This window comes from Amnimonas aquatica (genome assembly GCF_002943415.1).
Classification (GTDB): domain Bacteria; phylum Pseudomonadota; class Gammaproteobacteria; order Pseudomonadales; family Moraxellaceae; genus Perlucidibaca; species Perlucidibaca aquatica_A.
Window position 1 is genome coordinate 1 of the sequence record NZ_PTQZ01000006.1, and the last position, 20,847, is coordinate 20,847.

Genomic DNA, 20,847 nt, shown 5'->3' on the forward strand with positions numbered 1-20,847 from the left:
CCCATGCGGCCGGTGTCTTCGCCGGACTGCTCGCGCAGGACCAGGAAGTCATAGGCGGCGCGGAAGCGTTCGCTCTGCGCCATGGCTTCGACCTGGCGTGCGCGCGGGTGTTCCAGTCGCGGCTGCATTTCCCAGATATCGCGGATGGTCTGCGCGATGTGGCGGGGAATCGCCGTGCGCACATGCTGTGCCGACAGGGTCTGCTGGCCGGCCTGCTGCCAGGCCGGCACCGCCGGCACGCCGTCATCGAGCAGGTCCTGCTGACGAGCCTGCGCGACACCCCAGAGCAGGGATGCGAAGAAGAACGCGGGATTGATGCCCTTGCCTTCGTTGATGCGGTCGTCGGTGTTCTCGGCCGTCCGGCGCCAGAGGTCGTCGCAGGGGTGCAGCACGGCTTCCGGGAACAGCGGCTCGAACAGGCCGTAGCGCATCAGCAGCGGCAGCAGCGGCGCGGCGTGGCCGGCGCCGAACAGTTTCTGGCACTCGTCGTAGAGACGGTGCGACGACATGTCCTCGAGCAGGAAAGCCAGCTCGGGGATGGGCTTGGCGGTGCCGTCGGCAATCGTGAAGCCGAGCTTGGCGGCGAAGCGCACCGCGCGCAGCATGCGCACGGGGTCTTCGCGGTAGCGTGTCTCGGGGTCGCCGATCAGGCGCAGCACGCGGGCGTCGAGGTCCTTGCGGCCCTTGGCGAAATCCCAGAGGCTGAAGTCGGCGATGTTGTAATAGATGGCATTGATGGTGAAATCGCGCCGGGCGGCATCTTCCTCGATGCTGCCCCAGACGTTGTCGCGCAGGATCAGGCCGTCGGCACTGGTGCGCGCGGTGCTGTCGTCGCCCTCGGCGTGGTTGGCGCGGAACGTCGCCACCTCGATGACTTCGCGGCCCCAGCGCACATGCGCCAGGCGGAAGCGGCGCCCGATGACCTGGCACTGGCCGCCGAAGATCTGCTTCACCTCTTCCGGCGTCGCGCTGGTGGCGATGTCGAAGTCCTTGGGGATCATGTCCAGCAGCAGGTCGCGCACGCCGCCGCCGATGAGGAAGGCCTGGTGGCCGTTGTCGTGCAGGCGATAGAGCGTCTTCACCGCGGCGCTGCTGATGTTCTTCCGGGAGATCGGGTGATGATCGCGAGGGATGATGACAGGCTTCAGTCGTGAGGGCGTCTTGCCGTGTCCGCGCAAGCGATCTAGCCATCCCTTCAGCATGTTTGGTGTCTCGTCAGAACCGGTGAGGCGCGCATCATACCAACTTTGTCCGGCGTGGGGCGGTATGGCGTAAGGCGGGTCCAGAAACGCAAAGCGGGAGGTGGTGCCTCCCGCGTACGCTGAACGGTGTGTGCGGTTTATGACCGTCTTATTGTTCTGGGCCTGTTTTTTTCTTTTTGCCCGGCATCCCGGCTATCGCTTTCCTGCGTCCTTGCAGGCGCTTTTTTTATGGGTGTCGATGCTTTCGCACTGACCGCGGCGAGTTGTTGTTATGTCCGCACAGTAGACATAGCAGGGACCGTGCCAACTTTCGAAAAATTATTTTGTTTATGAAAAACAGTAATTTGTAAATCTGTCGGATCTTTGCTGCGGGGCGCATCGCTGTTTCGGTCGTTACCTGCGTAACAGCATTGTGTAGATGGGTAACGCGGACTACAGACTATCGGTGGATTGACGACGGCGCGGAATGCCGAAGCGCTGGCGTCGCTCCCACAGTGTCTTGCGGCTGATGCCCAGCTTCTGCGCCAGTTCGGTTTCGGACATCTGGTCCTGGTGCTCGAGCACGAAATGCTGGAAGTAGTCTTCCAGCGACAGCCCGGCCGGCGGCTCGCCGCCATCCTCGCCGGCATCCGTTTCCTCGGGCTCCGGCTCGGCGACCTCGATGGCCAGCAGTTCCGGGGTGATGCTTTCGCCCTCGCACAGGATGACGGCGCGCTCGATGGCATTTTCCAGTTCGCGGATGTTGCCCGGCCAGTGGTAGCGGTTCATGGCGTCCAGCGCGGCCGAGCTGAAGCTCAGCGGCTGCGTGCCGAGGCGTTCGACGGTGCGCGCGAGCAGGCGGGATGCGATCTCCAGGATGTCATCGCCGCGCTCGCGCAGCGGCGGCAGGTTCAGCTCGACCACGTTGAGGCGGAAGAACAGGTCCTCGCGGAACTGGCCGTTGGCGGCCAGCTGGCGCAGGTTGCGGTGGGTAGCCGCGATCAGGCGCACGTCGATCTTGCGCGACTGGGTGGCGCCGAGGCGGCGAACCTCCTTTTCCTGCAGCAGGCGCAGCAGGCGGGCCTGCGCCTCCAGCGGCAGCTCGCCGATCTCGTCGAGGAACAGCGAGCCGCCATCTGCCGCTTCCACCAGGCCCTTGCGCACGCCCTGGGCGCCGGTGAAGGCGCCTTTTTCGTGGCCGAAGAGCTCGGATTCGATCAGCGACTCTGGAATGGCGGCGCAGTTGACCGAGATCAGCGGCGCGTTGCGGCGCGGGCTCTGCTCGTGCAGGGCCCGAGCCACCAGCTCCTTGCCGGTGCCGGACTCGCCCAGCACCAGCACGGTGGTGTTCAGCGGCGCCACGCGGCCGATGCGCCGGTGCAGCTCCTGCATGGCTGCGCAGGAGCCGATGATGCCGCTGTCCGGCAGGGCGCGGGCAACCTCCTGGCGCAAGGCGGCGTTCTGCCGCACCAGCAGGCGTTCGCGCAGAATGCGGTCGACGGTGAGCAGCATGTCGTCGTGGTCGAAGGGCTTGGCGATGTAGTCGGCGGCGCCGGCCTTCACCGCGTCCACGGCCGAGCGGATGCTGGCGAAGCTGGTCATGATCAGCACCGGCGTGGTGCCGGCCTTGTCGATCAGCGCGGTGCCGGGCAGGCCGGGCAGGCGCAGGTCGGAAATGATCAGGTCGAAGCCGTCGATCTGGTGCTGCAGCAGGGCCTCGTCGACGCTGCCGGCTTCGGCCACGTCGTAGCCGTTGCGCTCGAGCAGGCGCTTGAGGCTGGTCCGGATGACCTGCTCGTCGTCGACTACCAGAATGTAACTCACACCGACTGCTCCTGGTCCCGGGCGGCGCGCGCCGCCGGAAGCGTGATCTGCACAATGACACCGGTTCCCTGATCGTAGTCGCGTTTGTCGATCAGTTGAATCCGGCCTTGGTGGGCCTCAATGATGCCATGAACCAGCGCCAGCCCGAGACCGGTGCCCTTGCCGGCCGGCTTGGTGGTCACGAATGGCTCGAACAGGGTATCGCGGATGCTGCCGTCCGGCAGGCCGTGGCCGAAGTCCTCGATCTCGATGCGCACCGACGGGCCGTGCCGTTCCGCGCGGATCAGGATCTCGCCGCGCTGCGTGCTGGCATCGCGGGCGTTGCTGAGCAGGTTGATGAACACCTGGCACAGGCGCTGGGCATCGCCGGTGACTTCCAGCTCGGCTGCGATGTGCATGCGGAAGTCGGTGAAGCGTGCCTCCGGCGACAGCTTGAGCAGGTGGATGGCTTCCTGCACCACGGCGGCCAGCGGCACGGCCTCGAATTCGCCGCCCACGTGGTGCTCGCTGCGCGAGAAGCCGACCAGCGATTGCACGATGCGGCTGACGCGCTGGGTCTGCTCGATGATGGCGCTGGCCGACTCGTGCACCTCGTCGCCGGGCGCGTGCTCGGCGCGCAGGTTCTGCGCCAGGCAGGCGATGCCGGTGACCGGGTTGCCGATCTCGTGCGCCACGCCGGCGGCGAGGCGGCCGACGGCGGCCAGGCGCTCGGCGTGGTGCAGGCGCGACTCCAGCTGTTGCAGGGCGGTGACATCTTCCATGACCAGCACCAGGTTGCCGGCGGCGTCGCCGATCATGGCCCGGTGGAGGTTGAGCCATCGCGCCACGCCGTCGACTTCGGTGCGGGTGCGCAGCGCCTGCGCGCTGGGGTCGTCGAGGAAGGCCTGCAGGGTCTGGTTCCACGGCGGCGGCAGGCTGCCCAGGCGTGAGCCGATCACCAGCTCGTCGGGCAGGCCGGTGATGTCCATCATGGCGCGGTTCCAGCTCAGCACCTCGAGGTCGCCGGCCAGCGTGCACACGCCCAGCGGCAGGTCGTGCAGGGTCTGGCGGTGGAAGCGGCGCAGCATGTCGAGCTCGGCGGCGAGGCCGGAGAGGCGGTCTCGGTACTCCTCCAGGCGCGATTCGATGAAGTGGATGTCATCGCCGGGGCTGTCGGGGAGGATCTGCTGCGGCAGCTGCTGGTCGATCAGGTCCTGGGCCATGCTCGGGCCGAGCAGGCCGGAGAGGTTGGCGGCGAGCTGGTCGCGCAGGCGTCGCAGCGCGTAGGGGCGGTGCTCGTCCTGCTTGAGGCCGAGGTCGGTGAGCGCCATGCGCACTTCGCGCTCGGCGGTGACCGGACCGAGGGCAGGCGCCAGGGCATCGACGAAGTCCTGCACCGAGCTGGCGGCCAGGCTCCAGCGGGCCGGGCTGCGCAGGTTGTCCATGGAGCAGGCGTTCGCCACTTCGCGGTCGCTGTCGTTCTGCGGCGAGCGCAGCGACAGCAGGATAAGCACGATGCCGTTGCCGAGGGTCGCGATCAGTCCCATGGCTTGCCAGTGATCGACCCGGTTGGCGGTAACCAGACCGAACAGCTGGTCGCCGTCGAGGCCGGGAGAGAACAGCGCCGGTGCCGCCAGGGTCATGAACCAGACCGCGATGCCGAAGACCAGTCCCCAGATCATGCCGCTGCGGGTGGCGCGCGGCCACAGCAGCAGGGCGACCAGCCCGGGCGCCAGCTGCAGGGTGGCGACGAAGGACAGCATGGACATTTCCGTGCTGTCCGGTCGCAGCTCGGGCAGCCATGACAGCAGGAAGGCGGCGAAGGGTATGCAGATGATCAGCAGCCGGCGCTGGCGCAGCGTCTGCTGGTACAGGGCATCGTCCGGGCGCCAGCCGCGCAGGGGCAGCACCACGTGGTTGAGGATCATGCTCGCCAGCGCCAGCGTGGTGACGATGAGCATCCCGCTGGTGGAGGCCAGCGCGCCGATGAACAGCAGCAGGGTCAGCGTGGCCGAGCCCGAGTGCATGGACAGGCCCAGGCTGTAGAACTCGGGCGAGTCTGGCAGGCCCAGGGTCTGGCCGGCCCAGAGGATGACCGGAATGCCCAGCGCCATGAGCAGCAGGTAGAGCGGGAAGGCCCAGCTCGCCACCAGCAGGTTGCGCGGCTCCTGGCTCTCGGTGAAAGCCATCTGGTACATGCAGGGCATGACCACGGCGGAGAAGAAGAAGACCAGCAGCAGGCTGTGCCAGTAGCCCTCCTTGAGCGGCTGGAACAGCTGGTTGAGCGCCTCGGGGTGTTCGCCCAGCCACTGGTCCAGTCCGCCGAGGTCGCCGAACACGGAGAAGTAGGCATACAGCGCCACTGCGCCGAGGGCGACCAGCTTGATCAGCGATTCCAGCGCGATGGCGACCACCAGGCCTTCGTTCTGCTGCTGGCGGGAGGCCTGGGAGCGGGCACCGAACAGCAGGGTGAAACCGATCAGCATGCTGCAGAAGATCACGCCCAGCGGGCGCGTGCTGGTGCCGCCGGTGAGCATGCGGCCGATCTCTGAAATGGTCTGCATCTGCGCGGTCAGCAGCGGCATGACCCCGACCAGGATGGCCAGCGTGGAGATGGTGCCCACGGCCTGGCTGCGGAAGCGGAAGGCCAGCAGGTCGGGCAGCGAGCCCAACCGGTGGGTGCGCGCCAGGCGCAGCAGCGGCTGCAGGAACATGGGCGCGATCAGGAAGGCACCGGCGAGGCCGAGGTAGAAAGTGAGGAAGTTGAAGCCGCTTTCGGCGGCGAACTGCACCACGCCGAACAGTCCCCAGGAGCTGATGAAGACGCCCAGCGAGAGCACGTGCACGAACGGGTGGCGGACCCAGCGCAGCGGCAGCTGGCCGTTCTCGCTGGCATAGGCGACAAGGAAGAGCAGGCCGAGGTAGAGAGTGGCCAGGCCGAACAGCAGTGCCGGACTAAAGGTCATTCAGGTCTCGACTCCGGGTCACCCAGAACGCGAGCGCGATCAGCACGCCCCAGACCATGTAAGGGCGGTACCAGGCGCTGCCGCCATCGCTCCACCAGTCGATGATGACCGGAGACAGCAGATAGGCGCCGGCCACGAACAGCAGGATCAGCCGATCGATGTACACCGCAGGTCTCCGTGTGCACGCTTGTGGGGCAGGGGGGCAAGTTAGCAGCTTTGCTGCGGGGCGCAAAGCCGGGAGCTGGCCGGGCTCACGCCGGCATATCGGCCAGGGGGATGGCGTCCGGTCGCCAGTGGCCGACGGCCCAGTCGACGATCGTTGCCGGGCTGCTCCGGGCCAGCTCCGGCGGCGGGGACTGGCGCAGGAAGTCCAGTGCCTGCCACAGGTTGCGGGCGGCCTCGTCGTCGCGCAGGGCCGGCGCGTGGTTCTGCTTGGAGAGCTTCTGGCCATCGGCACCGACAATCAGCGGCAGGTGCAGGTAGCGCGGCCGTGGCAGGCCCAGCCGTTGCATCAGCCAGCACTGGCGGGCGGTGTTGTCGAGCAGGTCGGCACCGCGCACGACATCGGTGATGCCGCTGGCGGCATCATCGACCACCACGGCGAGCTGGTAGGCGTAGAGGCCGTCGCGACGCTTGAGCACGAAGTCGCCGCAGGTGACGCCGAGGTCCTCGCTCAGTTCGCCGCGCAGCCGGTCCCGGTAGTGCACCGCGCCGCCGTGGCGGAGCCGCCAGGCCCCTGCCGGCGGCATGCCCCGGGCCGCGTGCGTGGTGGCTCGGCAGCCACCCAGGCAGTCAGGAACGCCGGCGCGGGCAAGGGCGGCGCGCGAGCAGATGCAGGCGTAGATATCGCCGCTACGGCGCAGGCGTGCGAGGGCGTCCTCGTAGCGTTCGGCGTGATCGTGCTGGTACTGCACCGGGCCGTCCCAGTGCAGGGCGTGGCGTTCCAGGCTGCGCAGGATGCTGTCGGCGGCACCGGGCTGTTCGCGTGGCGGGTCGATATCCTCGATGCGCAACAGCCACCGGCCGCCCTGGCTGCGGGCGTCGGCGAGGCTGCCCAGGGCCGCGATCAGCGAGCCCAGGTGCAGCGGTCCGGTGGGGGATGGCGCGAAGCGCCCGATGACGGGAGCTGACGGCACAGCAGGCCGGACTCAGCCGCCCAGCAGCTGCTTTTCCTTGATTTCCTGCAGGCTCTTGCAGTCGATGCAGAGGGTGGCCGTGGGGCGGGCCTCGAGGCGGCGGATGCCGATCTCGACACCGCAGTCGTCGCAGTAGCCGTAGTCGTCCTTCTCGATGCTTTCCAGCGTCTTGTCGATCTTCTTGATCAGCTTGCGCTCGCGGTCGCGGGTGCGCAGCTCGAGGGAGAATTCCTCTTCCTGGGTGGCGCGGTCGTTCGGGTCGGGCAGGCTGCCGGACTCGTCCTGCATGTGGTGCACCGTGCGGTCGACCTCTTCCATGAGCTCGCGCTTCCAGGCCTGCAGGATGTTGCGGAAGTGCTGGAGCTGCGGGGCGCTCATGTAGTCCTCGCCCTTGACCTCCTTGTAGGGGGCCAGGCCGTGGATCAGTCCGTTGCCGGCGGCTGGCTTCTTCTTGGCCTTGTCGGTGGCCGGTTTCTCAGTGGTGCGGGTAGCCATGACGGTCTCTCAAACGATCAATCGGGAATCTATAGCAGAGCCACCGGAGCGGCGCAAACGCGATCTGCCTGCCGGCGTGCGGCTCATGCCTCGCTCAGCAGGATGTCGCCGTTCTCGGTGCGGATGGCGACCGGCAGCAGCGCCTCGCCCTGGCAGGGGCCGCTGACGCATACGCCGTCCTCGACGCGGAACAGCGCGCCGTGGTTGCTGCAGATCAGGTAGTAGTTCTCGCTGTCCATGAACTCGTCCGGGTTGAACTCCAGGTTGATGCCCAGGTGCGGACAGATGTTCTGCCAGGCGTGGACCTGACCGTCGCGGAGCACGAGGATGACCTCGCCCTGCGGCGAACGGAAGCTGCGGCCGACGTTCTCTTCGAGCTCGGCGAGGGCGCAGAGTCTGAAACTCATTCGGCGGTNCAGTCGCGTGCTGGCCTCCAGGCTCCAGCCCCGGCTCAGGCCGAAAAGCACGGCGCCGGCGAAGCTGTCGCCCGCGCCCAGGGTATCCACGGCCTGCACGGGCACGGCCGGCAGCTCGATGACGGCATCCCGCGTCCAGGCCCAGGCGCCGTCGCCGCCACGGGTGATGACACCCTGGCTGGCGTGCTGGCGGAGCGTGCCGAGGGCGGCATCGAGATCGTCGGTGCCGGCGAAGCCGCGGGCTTCATCCTCATTGCAGAACAGCAGGTCGACGCCATCGCCCAGCAGCTCGCGCAGCTGTGGCTGGAAGTACTGCACCATGGCCGGGTCGGAGAAGGTCAGCGACAGCCGGGCACCGGCGGCGCGTGCGGTGTCGCGGGCCTGCGCCACGGCGGCGCGCGCGGTCTCCGAGGTGCACAGGTAGCCCTCGATGTAGAGCCAGCTGCTGCGGCCGAGCGCGTCCGGATCGAGTTCGCCGGCGGAGACATCGGCGGTGATGCCGAGGTAGGTGTTCATGGTGCGCTCGGTGTCCGGCGTGACCATGACCACGCAGGTCCCCGAGGTGCCCTCGGGGAGCTGCTCGCGCAGGTTGGTGGCGACGCCCGCGGCGATGAGGTCGTCACGGTAGAAGTGGCCGAGGGTGTCGCTGGCGACCTTGCAGCTGTAGAAGCAGCGCGCGCCGAAGGCGCTGGCGGCGATGATGGTGTTGGCCGCCGAGCCGCCGCAGGCCTGCTTCACGCGTGCGTGGCCGGCATCCAGCGCGGCCAGCAGGCGGCCCTGGGCTTCGGCGTCGGCCAGGGTCATGATGCCTTTCTCGATGCCGTGGGTCGCGAGGAAAGCGTCCTCGACGCGGTATTCCAGATCGACCAGGGCATTGCCGATGGCATAGATGTCGAGGCGGTCGGTCATGGCGGCGGCGTCTCCGGAATGGCGTGATGTGGACGAAAAAGCGAGTGGCATTATAGGGAGGCTGGCCGGGAACGCCATCCTCGTGATTTCCGGGGCGGCGGAGGCGCGGGTACAATGCCCGCCATTGTCCGTGCCAGGGAAGCCGTTGTGCCGAAAGCCGACTCCGTAATGCAGCGCGCCAGAACCGTGCTGGTGCTGCTGTCGATGCTCGCCGCGCTCATCGTGGTGGTCGCCGGCGGCGCCTATGTCATGCACCTCGACGGCATCGTGCGCGAGAAGTTCGAAGGCAAGCGCTGGGCCATCCCCGCGCGCGTCTATGCCCGTCCGCTGGTGCTGCAGGCCGGGCTGCCGGTGGCGCCGACGGCCGTGCGCGAGGAGCTGGCGCTGCTCAACTACCGGCCGGTGGCCGGCGCGCCGACCCCCGGCACCTACGAATTCCAGGGCAACACCCTGTACCTGCACTCGCGCGGCTTCGCCTTCAGCGACAAGCGCGAGCAGCCGCAGCTGCTGCGCCTGCGCTTCAGTGGCGAGCGCATCGGCGAGCTGGCGAGCACGCAGCCCGGGCAGGGCGGCGCCGTGCGTCTGGAGCCGCTGGCCATTGGCGGCATCTACCCCAGCCACAACGAAGACCGCATCCTGATCCAGCTCAAGGAAGCGCCGCCGCATCTGGTGGAGGCACTGCTGGCGACCGAGGACCAGCGCTTCTACAGTCATGTCGGCATTTCCCTGCGCGGCATCCTGCGCGCCTTCCTGGTCAACGCCTCGGCGGGCTCGGTGGTACAGGGCGGCAGCACGCTGACGCAGCAGCTGGTGAAGAACTTCTACCTGACCGACGAGCGCTCCCTGCGCCGCAAGGTCAACGAAGCCCTAATGGCGCTGCTGCTGGAGTGGCATTACGAGAAAGACGAGATCCTCGAGACCTACCTCAACGAGGTCAATCTCGGCCAGCAGGGCAACCACTCGGTGAACGGCTTCGGCCTCGCCGCCCAGTACTACTTCGGCCAGCCGCTGTCGGAGCTGTCGCTGCCGCAGGTGGCGCTGCTGGTCGGCATGGTCAAGGGGCCGTCGTACTACAACCCGCGCCGCCAGCCGGCACGCGCGCTCGAACGCCGCAACCTGGTGCTCGACAACCTCTACCGCGAAGGCCGAATCAGCCGGCCCGAGCGCGATGCCGCCATGCAGCTGCCGCTGGGCGTGCTGGAGCGGCCCATGGCCGCCACCAACCTCTACCCGGACTTCCTCGACCTGGTGCGGCGCCAGCTGCGCGACAGCTACCAGGCCGAGGACCTCAGCAGCCAGGGCCTGAAGATCTTCACCACGCTGGACCCGCGCGCGCAGAACGCCGCCGAGGCGGCGCTGGACTCGACCATCGCCCGCCTGCGCAAGCAGGGGCGCAGCCTGGACAAGCTGGAGGGCGTGGTGCTGGCGGCCGACCTGCGCAATGGCGAGCTGCGCGCCCTGCTCGGCGGCACCGGCACTTTCACCGGCTACAACCGCTCCATCGATGCCTCGCGCCAGGTTGGTTCGCTGCTCAAGCCGGCCATCTACCTGACCGCGCTGTCATCGGGGCAGTACACCTGGATGTCGCCGCTCGACGACGGCCCGGTCGAGGTGGTCAGCGACGCCGGCAAGGTCTGGCAGCCGCAGAACTATGACCAGCAGAGCCATGGCGTGGTGCCCCTGCGCACGGCGCTGGCGAATTCCTACAACCAGGCCGCAGTGCGCCTGGGCATGACGGTGGGTCTGCCGGCGGTCATCAACACCCTGCGCCAGCTCGGCGTGGAGGGCGACATGAAGCCCTATCCGTCGCTGCTGCTGGGGGCGCTGAACCAGACCCCCATGGATGTGCTGCAGCTCTACCAGGTCATGCTGTCCGGCGTGCGCGCGCCGCTGCAGAGCATCCGCGAGGTGGTGGACGCCAAGGGCAATGCGCTCCAGCGCTTCGACGGCGAGCGTCGCCAGGTCATCGACCCCGCCGATGCCTATGTCCTGCACTACGGCCTGCAGCAGGTCATGCGCCAGGGCACCGGGGCGTCGGCCTACCAGCGTCTGCCGGCCGCCATGGTGCTGGCGGGCAAGACCGGCACCACCAACGACCTGCGCGACAGCTGGTTCGCCGGCGCGGCTGGCGACCTGCTGGCGGTGGTCTGGCTGGGGCGTGACGACAACAAGCCGACCGGCCTGTCCGGCGGTAGCGGCGCGCTGCCGGTGTGGACCGATCTGATGGTGCGCCTGCAGCCGGCGGCAGCGGCGCCGGCCATGCCGCCATCCGTGGCCTGGGAGTGGCTGGACGCGGACACCGGGCGACTGAGCAACGAGACCTGCTCCGGCGGCGTGCAGGTGCCGGTCTCGGCAAAGGGGCGGCCGCAGGAGATGACCGCCTGCGCGGCGGGCGGCGTGCCCGCCTTCATCGACTCCGTGGTCGATGGCGTGATGAATCTGTTCCGCCGCCAGTGACCTGAATCAGTCGTCGGCAGTGACCGTTCCGGATTCGTCCGGGCGGCTTGCTTCGCTGGCGGCTGGGTTCTTCTCCGCCGGTGCCGGCAGCAGCCCTTCGGTGAGTTCGTCGGCCAGCCCCGGTGGCAGCGCGTCGGGCTCGGGCGGCAGTGCTTCTTCGCGGATGTCCTTGCCGAACACCAGGCGACCGTCGAAGGTCAGCGACAGCACCGACATTTCCAGAATGTTGCCCTTGCTGTCCGGGCCACGGAAACGCACCGGGAAATTCAGGTAGTCCGGCGCCAGCCAGATGTCGTAGCCGGTCTGCTGGCTGCCGTCGCGGTGGGTGCGCGAGCCGACCAGGTGCAGGGTGCGCAGCTCGCCGCCGGGCAGGCGCAGCCGGTCTTCCGACACCAGCCTGAGCACGATGTCGTAGACCGAGCTGCCGGTGGTCACGCGCAGGCGCTGCTCCTGCTTGCCTTCGTAGCTGACGGCCACGTGGTAGGGCAGGCTGGCCATGTCCTGCATTTCATCGCTGAGCGGGGTGGTGCGGCGGCTGTCGTCACGGCCGTGCACCAGCACGCCGCCGGCGCGGTCGAAGTCGGCGAACTGCTTGAGCGCATTGTTGAGCAGCAGCCGGTAGCGCTCCGGCCGCAGGCCTTCCGGCGAGACCCTGCCTTCGCTGCTGATCACCGCCTTGAATCCGAACTTGCTGGCCTCGTTGCGGATCACGTAGCGGTCGCCCTCCATCAGCCACTGCTGGCGCAGTTCCATGCGGAAGCCGTAGTAGTTGGCGCGCTGGATGGCCAGCACCGAGACCGGGAAGCTGGGCGGCAGCTCGACGGGGGGCTCCGGCTCATGCGCCGGGGCATCGGCGACTGCCGGCGTGCTGGCGTTGTCCGTCCCGGTGTCGGGTGTGGCTGCGGCTTCCGGTACCGGTGCGGGGGGCGCAGGTCTGGGTCTGGGCGGCGGTGGTTCCGCTGCGGGTGACGCCAGCCCGCCGGCCGGCAGCAGGGTCACCAAGGGGATCACCGGCGAAGCGGCCGGCGCAGGCTTCTGCAGCGCCAGCCGCACCCGCTTGACGGCCTCGGCCTCCTGCTGCTCGAGTACGTCGCCGGTGTCGTCGCCGGCCAGCGGCCAGCGCCATTCGATGTCGGCCAGCCACAGCAGGTGCAGGGCCGCGGACACGGCCACCGCCCAGAACAGCCGGCGCCGGGCTTTCATGGCTCAGCGCGTGGCGCGCAGGGCGCGTTCGGCGGCAGCGATCGTGTTGTCGATGTCTGCGGCCGTGTGGGCGATGGACACGAAACCGGCCTCGAAGGCCGATGGCGCCAGATACACGCCTTCCTCGAGCATGGCATGGAAGAAGCGCTGGAAGTGCGCGCTGTCACAGGCCATGGCATCGGCGTAGGACCAGACCGGCTTGTCGCTGAAGAAAAGGCCGAACATGCCGCCGACCTGATGCGTGGTGACGGGCACGCCGGCGGCGCGGCCGGCGGCCTCGAAGCCGTCGCAGAGCGCGCGGGCGCGTGCCGACAGCTGCTCGTGGAGCCCGGGCTGGCTGATCAGCGACAGCGTCTTCAGGCCGGCGCGCATGGCGATCGGATTCCCCGACAGCGTGCCGGCCTGGTACACCGGGCCCAGCGGCGCGATCTTCTCCATGATGTCGCGGCGGCCGCCGAAGGCGCCCACCGGCATGCCGCCGCCGATGACCTTGCCCAGCGTGGTCAGGTCCGGGCGCACGCCGTACAGCCCCTGGGCGCTCTCCAGGGCGACGCGGAAGCCGGTCATCACCTCGTCGAAGATCAGCACCGCGCCGCTGTCGTCGCAGACCTGCCGCAGCGCCTGCAGGAAACCGGGCACGGGCGGAATGCAGTTCATGTTGCCGGCCACCGGCTCCACGATCACGCAGGCGACCTCATGGCCGCGCTCGCGGAAGAAGGCCTCCACGGCCTCGATGTCGTTGTAGGGCAGGGTCACCGTATGCGCTGCCAGGCTCGCCGGCACGCCGGCCGAGCTGGGCACGCCCAGCGTCAGCGCGCCGGAGCCGGCCTTGACCAGCAGCGAATCGGAGTGGCCGTGGTAGCAGCCTTCGAATTTCACCAGCACATCGCGGCCGGTGTGGCCGCGCGCCAGGCGGATGGCGCTCATGGTGGCCTCGGTGCCGGAGCTGACCATGCGCACCAGGTCCATGGACGGCACCAGCCGTCGCACGGTGGCGGCCATCTCGACCTCGACCTCGGTCGGCGCGCCGAACGACAGGCCCAGCGTGGCGGCCTCCTGCACTTCGCGGATCACGTCGGGATGCGCGTGGCCGAGGATGGCCGGGCCCCAGGAGCAGACATAGTCGATGTAGCAGCGGTCGTCGGCGTCGAACAGATAGGCGCCGAGCGCGCGGGAGAAGAACACCGGGTTGCCGCCGACGCCGCGGAAGGCGCGCACGGGCGAGTTGACGCCGCCGGGAATGTGTTCGCAGGCGGCGGCGAAAAGGGCTTCGGAACGGTTGCTGCTCATGTCGTGCTGCTCATGGCTGGTGAATATGTCCGCGCCAGCGCTGCGGCTGCGGCGTGGATGTCGGCGGCCTGCCAGAGCGCGGCGATGACCGCCAGCGCGTCGGCGCCGGCGGCGGCGACCTGGCCGGCATTATCCGGGGTAATGCCGCCTATCGCCACCAGCGGCAGGGCGAAGCGGCGTCGCGCCTCGGCCAGCACCGGCAGCGGGCAGGTGCGCGCCTGCGGCTTGCTGGTCGAGGCGAACATGGCGCCGAAGGCCAGGTAGTCGGCACCGCCGTCGGCGGCCGCCTGCGCCAGCGCCAGGCTGTCGTGGCAGGTTATGCCGATCACCGCCTGTGCACCCAGCTGCGCGCGCGCGACCCGCAGCGTGGCGTCGCCCTGGCCCAGGTGCACGCCGTCGGCACGCACCGCGTGTGCCAGCGCGACATCGTCATTGACCAGGAACAGGGCACCGTGCCGGTGGCAGAGCTGGCGCAGCGCGCCGGCCTCGTCATGGCGGCGGGCATGGTCGGCGCTCTTGTCCCGGTACTGCACGATGCGCGCGCCGCCGAGCAGGGCCGCCTCGGTCGACACCAGCAGCCTGCCCTGCTGCAGCGCGGTGTCGGTGATGGCGTAGAGCCCGCGCAGCCGTTCAGGCATCGCGGTCTCCCGGGCCCGGAACGCGGCGCGGCAGCCACTGGCCGTCGGCGCGCGGGCGGTCGGCCTGTTCGAGCGCACGGCGCAGCAGGCGCTCGCTGGCGCGGATGGCGGCGTGCAGGTCCTGCCCGGCCGCCAGTCCGGCGGCGATCGCCGACGCCATGGTGCAGCCGGAGCCGTGGAACTCGCCCGGCAGGCGCGGCTGGCGTGTTTCCAGCGTCAGCCGGCCGTTTTCGTAGAGGCGGTTGACCAGTTCCTCGCCCGGCTCGTGGCCGCCTTTCAGCCAGATCGCACGGGCGCCGGCATCCGTCAGCACGCGGATGCCGGCGTCCAGGTCTTCGCAGGCGGCCAGCTGTCGCAGCTCGGGCGTGTTCGGGGTGATCAGCGTCATCGCCGGCATGGCCTGCAGCAGGGCCTGGCGCAGGTCTTCCATGGCGAGCGAGCCGCCGGAGTTTGCGGCCAGCACCGGGTCCATCACCACCGGCAGGTGGCGGTGCCCGGCCAGGCTGTCCTGCACGGCACGGATGGCTTCGGCCGATCCCAGCATGCCCAGCTTCACCGCGGCCACCGGCAGGTCGGCGAGCACGCGCGCGGCCTGCGCCTGCATGAAGGCGGGCGCCACCAGCTCGAAGCCGTAGACGCGGCTGCTGTCCTGGATGGTGAGCGCGGTGGCGACCACGGCGGCATGTCCGCCCAGTGCCGCGATGGCCTCGATATCGGCCTGCAGGCCGGCACCGCCGGAAGGATCGAGGCCGGAGAAGCAGAGCGTGACCGGGCGCATCAGAACGGCCTCACCACGACCAGCACGACGATGGCCACCAGCATCAGTACCGGCAGTTCGTTGAACACGCGGAAGAAACGCCCGCTGCGGCAGCAGCGCTCCTCGGCGAGCTGGCGGCGGTAGACGCCGCAGGCATGGTGGTAGCCGATCAGCAGCACGGCGAGGAACAGCTTGGCGTGCATCCAGCCCTGGGTCGCGTAGTAGGGCCAGCCCTCGACCAGCAGCCAGCCGCCGAGGATCACGGTGGCCAGCAGGGAAGGTGTCATGATGCCACGGTAGAGTTTGCGCTCCATGGTCGCGAAGCGTTCGCGCCCTGCGGCATCCGGCGTGTCAACGTGATAGACGAACAGTCGTGGCAGGTAGAACAGGCCGGCGAACCAGCACACCACCGCCACGATATGGAAGGCTTTCAGCCAGAGCATGGGTTTCTCCTCGCGAGGCCCGCAGTCTGCCAAGAACCGGGCGCTGCCGCCACTGCGGGGGTGGCGCGGCGGACAGTGCGTGCGGAATGGTTTGCCCCATCTCCGCGCTTTCCGGATAATCCTGAGTCATTCATCAGTCTGGACAACCCGAGGAGCAGGGTGTGATCAAGGTCGGTATTGTCGGCGGCACGGGCTACACCGGTGTCGAACTGCTGCGGTTGCTGGCTCAGCATCCGGATGTCGAGATCGCCGCGATCACCTCGCGCGGCGAGGCCGGGCAGCCGGTTTCCCAGATGTTCCCCAACCTGCGCGGCCGCGTCGACCTCGCCTTCAGCGAGCCGCGCGTCGATGTGCTGTCGGCCTGCGACGTGGTGTTCTACGCCACGCCCAACGGCATTGCCATGAAGCAGGTGCCGGAGCTGCTTGCCGCAGGCGTTCGCGTCGTCGACCTGGCGGCCGACTTCCGCCTCAAGAGCACGGATGACTGGCAGCAGTGGTACGGCATGCCGCACGCCTGCCCGGACCTGCTCGCCGAGGCCGTCTACGGTCTTCCCGAGGTCAACCGCGAAGCCATCCGCGGCGCCCGCCTAGTGGCCAACCCGGGCTGCTATCCGACCGCCGTCCAGCTCGGCTTCCTGCCGCTGCTGAAAGCGGGCATCGTCGATGCCGGCAGCCTGATCGCCGATGCCAAGTCCGGTGTCTCCGGCGCCGGTCGCAAGGCCGAGGTGCACAGCCTGCTCTGCGAAGCCAGCGAGAGCTTCAAGGCCTACGGTGTCGCCGGCCATCGTCATTTGCCGGAAATCCGCCAGGGGTTGCGCGGCATGACCGCCGCGCCGGTCGGCCTGACCTTCGTGCCGCACCTGACACCGATGATCCGCGGCATCCACGCCACGCTCTACGCGCGCCTGACCGGCGAAGTCGAGTCGCTGCAGGCGCTGTACGAGCAGACCTACGCCGGCGAACCCTTCGTCGATGTCATGCCGGCCGGCAGTCATCCCGAGACGCGCAGCGTGAAGGGCGCCAACACCTGCCGCATTTCCGTGTTCAGGCCGCAGGGCGCCGACACGGTGGTGGTGCTGTCGGTCATCGACAACCTGGTCAAGGGCGCGGCAGGACAAGCCGTGCAGAACATGAACCTGATGTTCGGACTCGATGAGCGGGCCGGCCTCGGACAGATCGCGTTGCTGCCCTGATGGCGCGCCGCAACCGGGTCCGGCGCCACCGCCTGCATGTGCTGCTGCCCAGCGAGGCGGGGCCGGTCGGCCGCTTCCTGACCAGCCGCGCCGGCGTGCTGCTGATCGCGCTGCTGGCGCTCGCAGCCGGTTTCCTGCTCGGCCGCGTCACCGACTCGGCGGCCGATGTGCGCGCCGAGCAGCAGGTGCGCGACATCAAGGCCGAGTTCTCCCGCAAGCTGCGCAACGAGCGCGAGAAGGCGGCGGTGAAGGCGAAGGAATACGTCATCATCGAAGAGGCATCGGCGAAGCTGCAGGTCGAGAACCAGGAGCTGCTCGCCAGCATGGCCGCGCTCGATGACCGTGTGGCCTTCTTCAAGCGCATGGCGTCGCCCAAGGCGGCGGCCATGCCGGTCGACATCGACCTGTTCGAGCTGCTGCCGGGCCCCGCCCCCGGCGTTGTGCGCTATCGACTGCTGATCACGCGCAACAACCCGTCCGGCGCGGTGCTGCAGGGCAGCGTGCGTGTCCGCCTGCAGGGTGCCGGCGGTCGGCACCAGGACATGACGCTCGACCAGCCCCGCATCCAGCTGCGCTACTACCAGCAGTTCAGCGGCGAGTGGGCCGTGCCTGCCGGCTTCACGCCGGAGCGGGTGGATATCCAGATCAAGGGCGGCAGCTCCACCGTGGAGCGCCGTTTCAAATGGGAAGTCAAGAATCGATAGGATGTGCGCAATGCTCAGCAGCAAGAAAAAGAANCGATATCGATGTGCCCAACGCCATCATCAACGGCACCGTGCGCGGCAATCTCACCTGCCTGCAGCATCTCGAGCTGGCTGCCGGTGCCCGCGTCTTCGGCACCGTCACCTACCAGAGCATGGAAATGATGCTGGGTGCCCAGGTCACCGGCAGCATGCAGCCGGTGGGTGGTGCCGAGCCGGCGACCCTGGCGTCCTGAGCTTGGCTTGGCCGGCGACTCCAGCGCCGGACTTCTCGGCCGCCTAACATAGGCGCATAATTGGCACATGCCCTGCCGAGTAGTGCTGGAAGGCGAGAGATGACTGACATGAATGCTGCCCTGATCCTGACTGACAAGGCTGCTGCCAAGGTGCGCAAGCTGCGTGACGGCGAGGAGAACCAGGACCTCAAGCTGCGCGTCTATATCACCGGCGGCGGCTGTGCCGGCTTTTCCTACGGCTTCACCTTCGACGAGGAGGAGAAGGAGGGTGACTCCCACTTCTCCAACGGTGACGTCACCATGCTGGTCGATCCCATGAGCTTCCAGTATCTGGTCGGCTCGGAGGTCGATTATGTCGAGGGGCTGAACGGCTCCCAGTTCGTCGTGCGCAACCCCAATGCGTCCTCTACCTGCGGTTGCGGCTCCTCGTTCTCCATCTGACGGTTTTGCCGGTGCCGTGTTCGCGGTGCCGGGGCCTGCCTCAGGGCAGCCTGATGCCCGTCCTGCCCGGATAATAGCCACCCAGTACCCGCGGGCCTGAGGCCCCGGTCACCGCCGGCAGGTTGCCGGGCAGGCCGAGCACGGTCTGGCGTGCCAGCCAGGCGAAGGCTGTTGCCTCCACCCAGGACGGATCCAGGCCGTGATCACCGGTGCTGGCCAGTCTCCAGCGCGGGAGCAGGGCGGCAAGTGCCGCTGTCAGCGCGCTGTTGTGTGCGCCGCCGCCGCAGAGCAGCAGTTTCCCGCCATCCGCGTGCCGGTCAAGGGCGTCAGCCACGCTGCGCGCGGTGAGGGCCAGCAGGGAAGCCTGCACCGTGACCGGCGGCAGATCGAAGTCCTGCAGCAGCGCGTCCAGCCAGTCCATGCCGAACTCTTCGCGGCCGGTGCTTTTCGGTGCCGTGCGTGCCAGGTAGGGATGCGCCAGCAGGCGTTCGAGCAGGGCGGCATCCGCGGTCGCGCTGGCGGCCCAGGCGCCGTCGCGGTCGAAGGCCTGGCCGGTGTGGCGCTGGCACCAGCCGTCGAGCAGCATGTTGGCCGGACCGGTGTCGTAGCCGGCGGCATCGCCATCCGGCGGCAGCAGCGTGATGTTGGCAATGCCGCCGAGGTTGAGCACGGCCACGTATTCCCCGGGGTGCGCGAACAGGGCCTGATGGAAGGCCGGCACCAGCGGTGCACCCTGGCCGCCTGCGGCCATGTCGCGGCGCCGGAAGTCCGCCACCACGGCGATGCCGGTGCGCTCGGCCAGGGTGTTGGGGTCGCCCAGCTGCAGCGTGAAGGGATGGGCGAGGTTGGGCCGATGGCGGACAGTCTGCCCGTGACTGCCGATGGCGCGGATGTCGCGAGGCTCGAGCCCGGCCTGGCGCAGCAGCGCGGTCACGGTGCCGGCGAACTGTTCCGCGACTTGCCGGTCCGCTTCCCCGGCGCGGTCCAGCTCGCGCTCGCCGCCTGCGCCGAGGGCCAGCAGTTCACGGCGCAGGCCGTCCGGCCAGGCATGGCTGATGCTGGCCAGCAGCTGCGGGCCGCCGGTGCCTGGAGTGTCGAAGTCTACGAGCACGGCGTCGATGGCATCCACGCTGGTTCCCGACATGATGCCGATGTACAACCCTGTCATCTCGAGCGGACTCCTCGCCGGCGGCTCGGTCGCCCCTGCGGCCCGGCCTGTTGCCGGCTAGCTTAACTGGCGATGCGGGCATGAAGCCATGTCGCGCAGGTGCTAGAATCGCGCGCTCGCAAACGAGGTGAACAGGCGTGATGACTCCCGAACAGCAACTGGCGCGCATCCAGCGCGGCACCGAAGAAATCATCCAGGTCGACGAACTGCTGGAGAAGCTGCGCAGCGGCAGGCCGCTCAGGGTCAAGGCCGGCTTCGATCCGACCGCGCCCGACCTGCATCTCGGGCATACCGTGCTGATCAACAAGCTCAAGGTGTTCCAGGATCTGGGCCACGAGGTCATCTTCCTGATCGGCGACTTCACCGGCATGATCGGCGACCCCACCGGCAAGAATGTCACCCGCAAGCCGCTGACCGCCGATCAGGTCGCGGCCAATGCCCGTACCTACGCCGAGCAGGTGTTCAAGATCCTCGATCCGCTGCGCACCCGCGTGGTTTTCAATTCCGAGTGGATGAACAACAAGTCGGCTGCCGACATGATCCAGCTCGCGGCGCAGTACACCGTGACCCGCATGATGGAGCGCGATGACTTCACCAAGCGCTTCGCGGCACAGCAGCCTATCGCCATCCACGAGTTCCTCTATCCGCTGCTGCAGGGCTACGACTCGGTGGCGCTGGAGGCGGATGTCGAGCTCGGCGGCACCGACCAGAAGTTCAACCTGCTCATGGGGCGCACGCTGCAGGGGCGCTACAACCAGCCGTCGCAGGTCTGCATCACTCTGCCGATCCTCGAGGGGCTGGATGGCGTGCAGAAGATGTCGAAGTCGCTGGGCAACTACGTCGGTGTCGCCGATGCGCCGGGCGAGATGTACCAGAAGCTGCTGTCGGTGCCCGACACGGTGCTCTGGCGCTACTTCGAGCTGCTCAGCTTCCGTTCTCCGGAAGAGGTTGCCGGCTTCCAGGCCGAAGTCGCCGCGGGTCGCAATCCGCAGGAGGTCAAGCGGCTGCTGGCGGAAGAGATCATCACCCGCTTCCATGGTTCCGAGGCGGCGGCTGGTGCCCACAAGGGCGCCGGCAACATCCTGCAGAAGGGCGAGATTCCGGATGATGTGCCGGAAGTGACCATCACGGCCGATGAAGGTGCCGACAGCCTGCATCTGGTGGCGGTGCTCAATCGCGCAGGCCTGACCAGGAATTCGGCGGCGGCGAAGGATGTCATCCAGCGCGCGGCGGTCTACATCGATGGTGCGCCGGCGGATGCCGGCTTCGTCATGCAGCGTGGCGCCACGCATGTCATCCAGTCCGGCAAGAAGGCTATCGCCAGGGTGACGCTGGCCTGAGGCCTGGTTTTGCACGCTTTTCGAGCGTTTCCGGCCGGTTTCGCCCGAAAAGTGAGCGAACGATGCGGAAACCG

Annotated in this window: 19 protein-coding genes; 6 read left to right on the plus strand and 13 right to left on the minus strand. The window is 68.4% G+C overall.

Annotated features, from left to right (window positions below; genetic code table 11):
• The 7 genes from pcnB to C5O18_RS00680 form a co-directional block, all read right to left on the minus strand.
• Positions 1 to 1,202, minus strand: a 1,202-nt coding sequence (gene pcnB, locus C5O18_RS00655) for a polynucleotide adenylyltransferase PcnB (protein ID WP_146089161.1), incomplete at its 3' end; no start/stop codon positions are given.
• Positions 1,203 to 1,634: 432 nt separating this feature from the next.
• A complete protein-coding gene (locus C5O18_RS00660; RefSeq protein ID WP_105190961.1) occupies positions 1,635 to 3,005 on the minus strand; it encodes a sigma-54-dependent transcriptional regulator in 1,371 nt (456 codons plus the stop codon).
• Complete coding sequence (locus C5O18_RS00665) at positions 3,002 to 5,950, minus strand: sensor histidine kinase (protein ID WP_105190962.1); 2,949 nt, start codon at positions 5,948 to 5,950, stop codon at positions 3,002 to 3,004. The genes C5O18_RS00660 and C5O18_RS00665 overlap by 4 nt, the downstream gene beginning before the upstream one ends.
• On the minus strand, positions 5,940 to 6,116 hold the full coding sequence (locus tag C5O18_RS10660) for a hypothetical protein (protein WP_164488757.1): 177 nt from the start codon (positions 6,114 to 6,116) through the stop codon (positions 5,940 to 5,942). The genes C5O18_RS00665 and C5O18_RS10660 overlap by 11 nt, the downstream gene beginning before the upstream one ends.
• A gap of 85 nt (positions 6,117 to 6,201) precedes the next feature.
• Positions 6,202 to 7,086, minus strand: coding sequence for a tRNA glutamyl-Q(34) synthetase GluQRS (gene gluQRS, locus C5O18_RS00670; RefSeq protein ID WP_105190963.1), 885 nt, complete (start codon positions 7,084 to 7,086; stop codon positions 6,202 to 6,204).
• A gap of 12 nt (positions 7,087 to 7,098) precedes the next feature.
• Complete coding sequence (gene dksA, locus C5O18_RS00675; RefSeq protein WP_105190964.1) at positions 7,099 to 7,581, minus strand: RNA polymerase-binding protein DksA; 483 nt, start codon at positions 7,579 to 7,581, stop codon at positions 7,099 to 7,101.
• Between the two features lie 83 nt (positions 7,582 to 7,664).
• Entirely contained in the window at positions 7,665 to 8,984 is a 1,320-nt protein-coding gene (locus C5O18_RS00680) for a PfkB family carbohydrate kinase (protein ID WP_105190965.1), read from the minus strand.
• A gap of 90 nt (positions 8,985 to 9,074) precedes the next feature.
• Here C5O18_RS00680 and mrcB point away from each other — a divergent pair, with 90 nt between their 5' ends.
• Positions 9,075 to 11,363 (plus strand): penicillin-binding protein 1B, encoded by a 2,289-nt coding sequence (gene mrcB, locus C5O18_RS00685; RefSeq protein ID WP_158249227.1) that lies wholly within the window; start codon positions 9,075 to 9,077, stop codon positions 11,361 to 11,363.
• A gap of 6 nt (positions 11,364 to 11,369) precedes the next feature.
• Here mrcB and C5O18_RS00690 read toward each other — a convergent pair whose 3' ends face one another.
• Genes C5O18_RS00690 through hemJ form a run of 5 tightly spaced genes read right to left on the minus strand, consistent with a single transcriptional unit; the run spans position 11,370 to position 15,694 of the window.
• Positions 11,370 to 12,566: a DUF3108 domain-containing protein gene (locus C5O18_RS00690; protein WP_105190967.1), complete on the minus strand. Its 1,197-nt coding sequence runs from the start codon at positions 12,564 to 12,566 to the stop codon at positions 11,370 to 11,372.
• 3 nt (positions 12,567 to 12,569) lie between these two features.
• Positions 12,570 to 13,856 carry a glutamate-1-semialdehyde 2,1-aminomutase gene (gene hemL / locus C5O18_RS00695; protein WP_105190968.1) on the minus strand — a complete coding sequence of 429 codons (1,287 nt, stop codon included), beginning with the start codon at positions 13,854 to 13,856 and terminating at the stop codon, positions 12,570 to 12,572.
• The gene (gene thiE, locus C5O18_RS00700) at positions 13,853 to 14,494 is read right to left on the minus strand and encodes a thiamine phosphate synthase (protein ID WP_105190969.1); all 642 of its coding nucleotides are present in this window, start codon (positions 14,492 to 14,494) and stop codon (positions 13,853 to 13,855) included. Before thiE ends, hemL begins: the two co-directional genes overlap by 4 nt.
• On the minus strand, positions 14,487 to 15,272 hold the full coding sequence (locus C5O18_RS00705; protein WP_105190970.1) for a hydroxymethylpyrimidine/phosphomethylpyrimidine kinase: 786 nt from the start codon (positions 15,270 to 15,272) through the stop codon (positions 14,487 to 14,489). The genes thiE and C5O18_RS00705 overlap by 8 nt, the downstream gene beginning before the upstream one ends.
• Entirely contained in the window at positions 15,272 to 15,694 is a 423-nt protein-coding gene (gene hemJ / locus C5O18_RS00710) for a protoporphyrinogen oxidase HemJ (RefSeq protein WP_105190971.1), read from the minus strand. Before hemJ ends, C5O18_RS00705 begins: the two co-directional genes overlap by 1 nt.
• A 161-nt stretch (positions 15,695 to 15,855) precedes the next feature.
• Here hemJ and argC point away from each other — a divergent pair, with 161 nt between their 5' ends.
• The 4 genes from argC to erpA all read left to right on the plus strand — a co-directional run bounded on the left by argC (position 15,856) and on the right by erpA (position 18,265).
• Complete coding sequence (argC, locus tag C5O18_RS00715) at positions 15,856 to 16,887, plus strand: N-acetyl-gamma-glutamyl-phosphate reductase (RefSeq protein WP_105190972.1); 1,032 nt, start codon at positions 15,856 to 15,858, stop codon at positions 16,885 to 16,887.
• Complete coding sequence (locus C5O18_RS00720; protein ID WP_105190973.1) at positions 16,887 to 17,591, plus strand: DUF6776 family protein; 705 nt, start codon at positions 16,887 to 16,889, stop codon at positions 17,589 to 17,591. The genes argC and C5O18_RS00720 overlap by 1 nt, the downstream gene beginning before the upstream one ends.
• Positions 17,570 to 17,824: a bactofilin family protein gene (locus tag C5O18_RS00725; protein WP_105190974.1), complete on the plus strand. Its 255-nt coding sequence runs from the start codon at positions 17,570 to 17,572 to the stop codon at positions 17,822 to 17,824. The genes C5O18_RS00720 and C5O18_RS00725 overlap by 22 nt, the downstream gene beginning before the upstream one ends.
• A 108-nt stretch (positions 17,825 to 17,932) precedes the next feature.
• The gene (gene erpA / locus C5O18_RS00730) at positions 17,933 to 18,265 is read left to right on the plus strand and encodes an iron-sulfur cluster insertion protein ErpA (RefSeq protein ID WP_206389673.1); all 333 of its coding nucleotides are present in this window, start codon (positions 17,933 to 17,935) and stop codon (positions 18,263 to 18,265) included.
• Positions 18,266 to 18,305: 40 nt separating this feature from the next.
• Here erpA and C5O18_RS00735 read toward each other — a convergent pair whose 3' ends face one another.
• Positions 18,306 to 19,433, minus strand: a complete 1,128-nt coding sequence (locus tag C5O18_RS00735; protein ID WP_105190976.1) for an anhydro-N-acetylmuramic acid kinase — start codon at positions 19,431 to 19,433, stop codon at positions 18,306 to 18,308.
• Positions 19,434 to 19,573: 140 nt separating this feature from the next.
• On the opposite strand from C5O18_RS00735, the gene tyrS reads away from it, so the two are divergent.
• Positions 19,574 to 20,773, plus strand: a complete 1,200-nt coding sequence (gene tyrS, locus C5O18_RS00740) for a tyrosine--tRNA ligase (protein WP_105190977.1) — start codon at positions 19,574 to 19,576, stop codon at positions 20,771 to 20,773.
• The last annotated feature ends 74 nt before the right edge of the window (positions 20,774 to 20,847 follow it).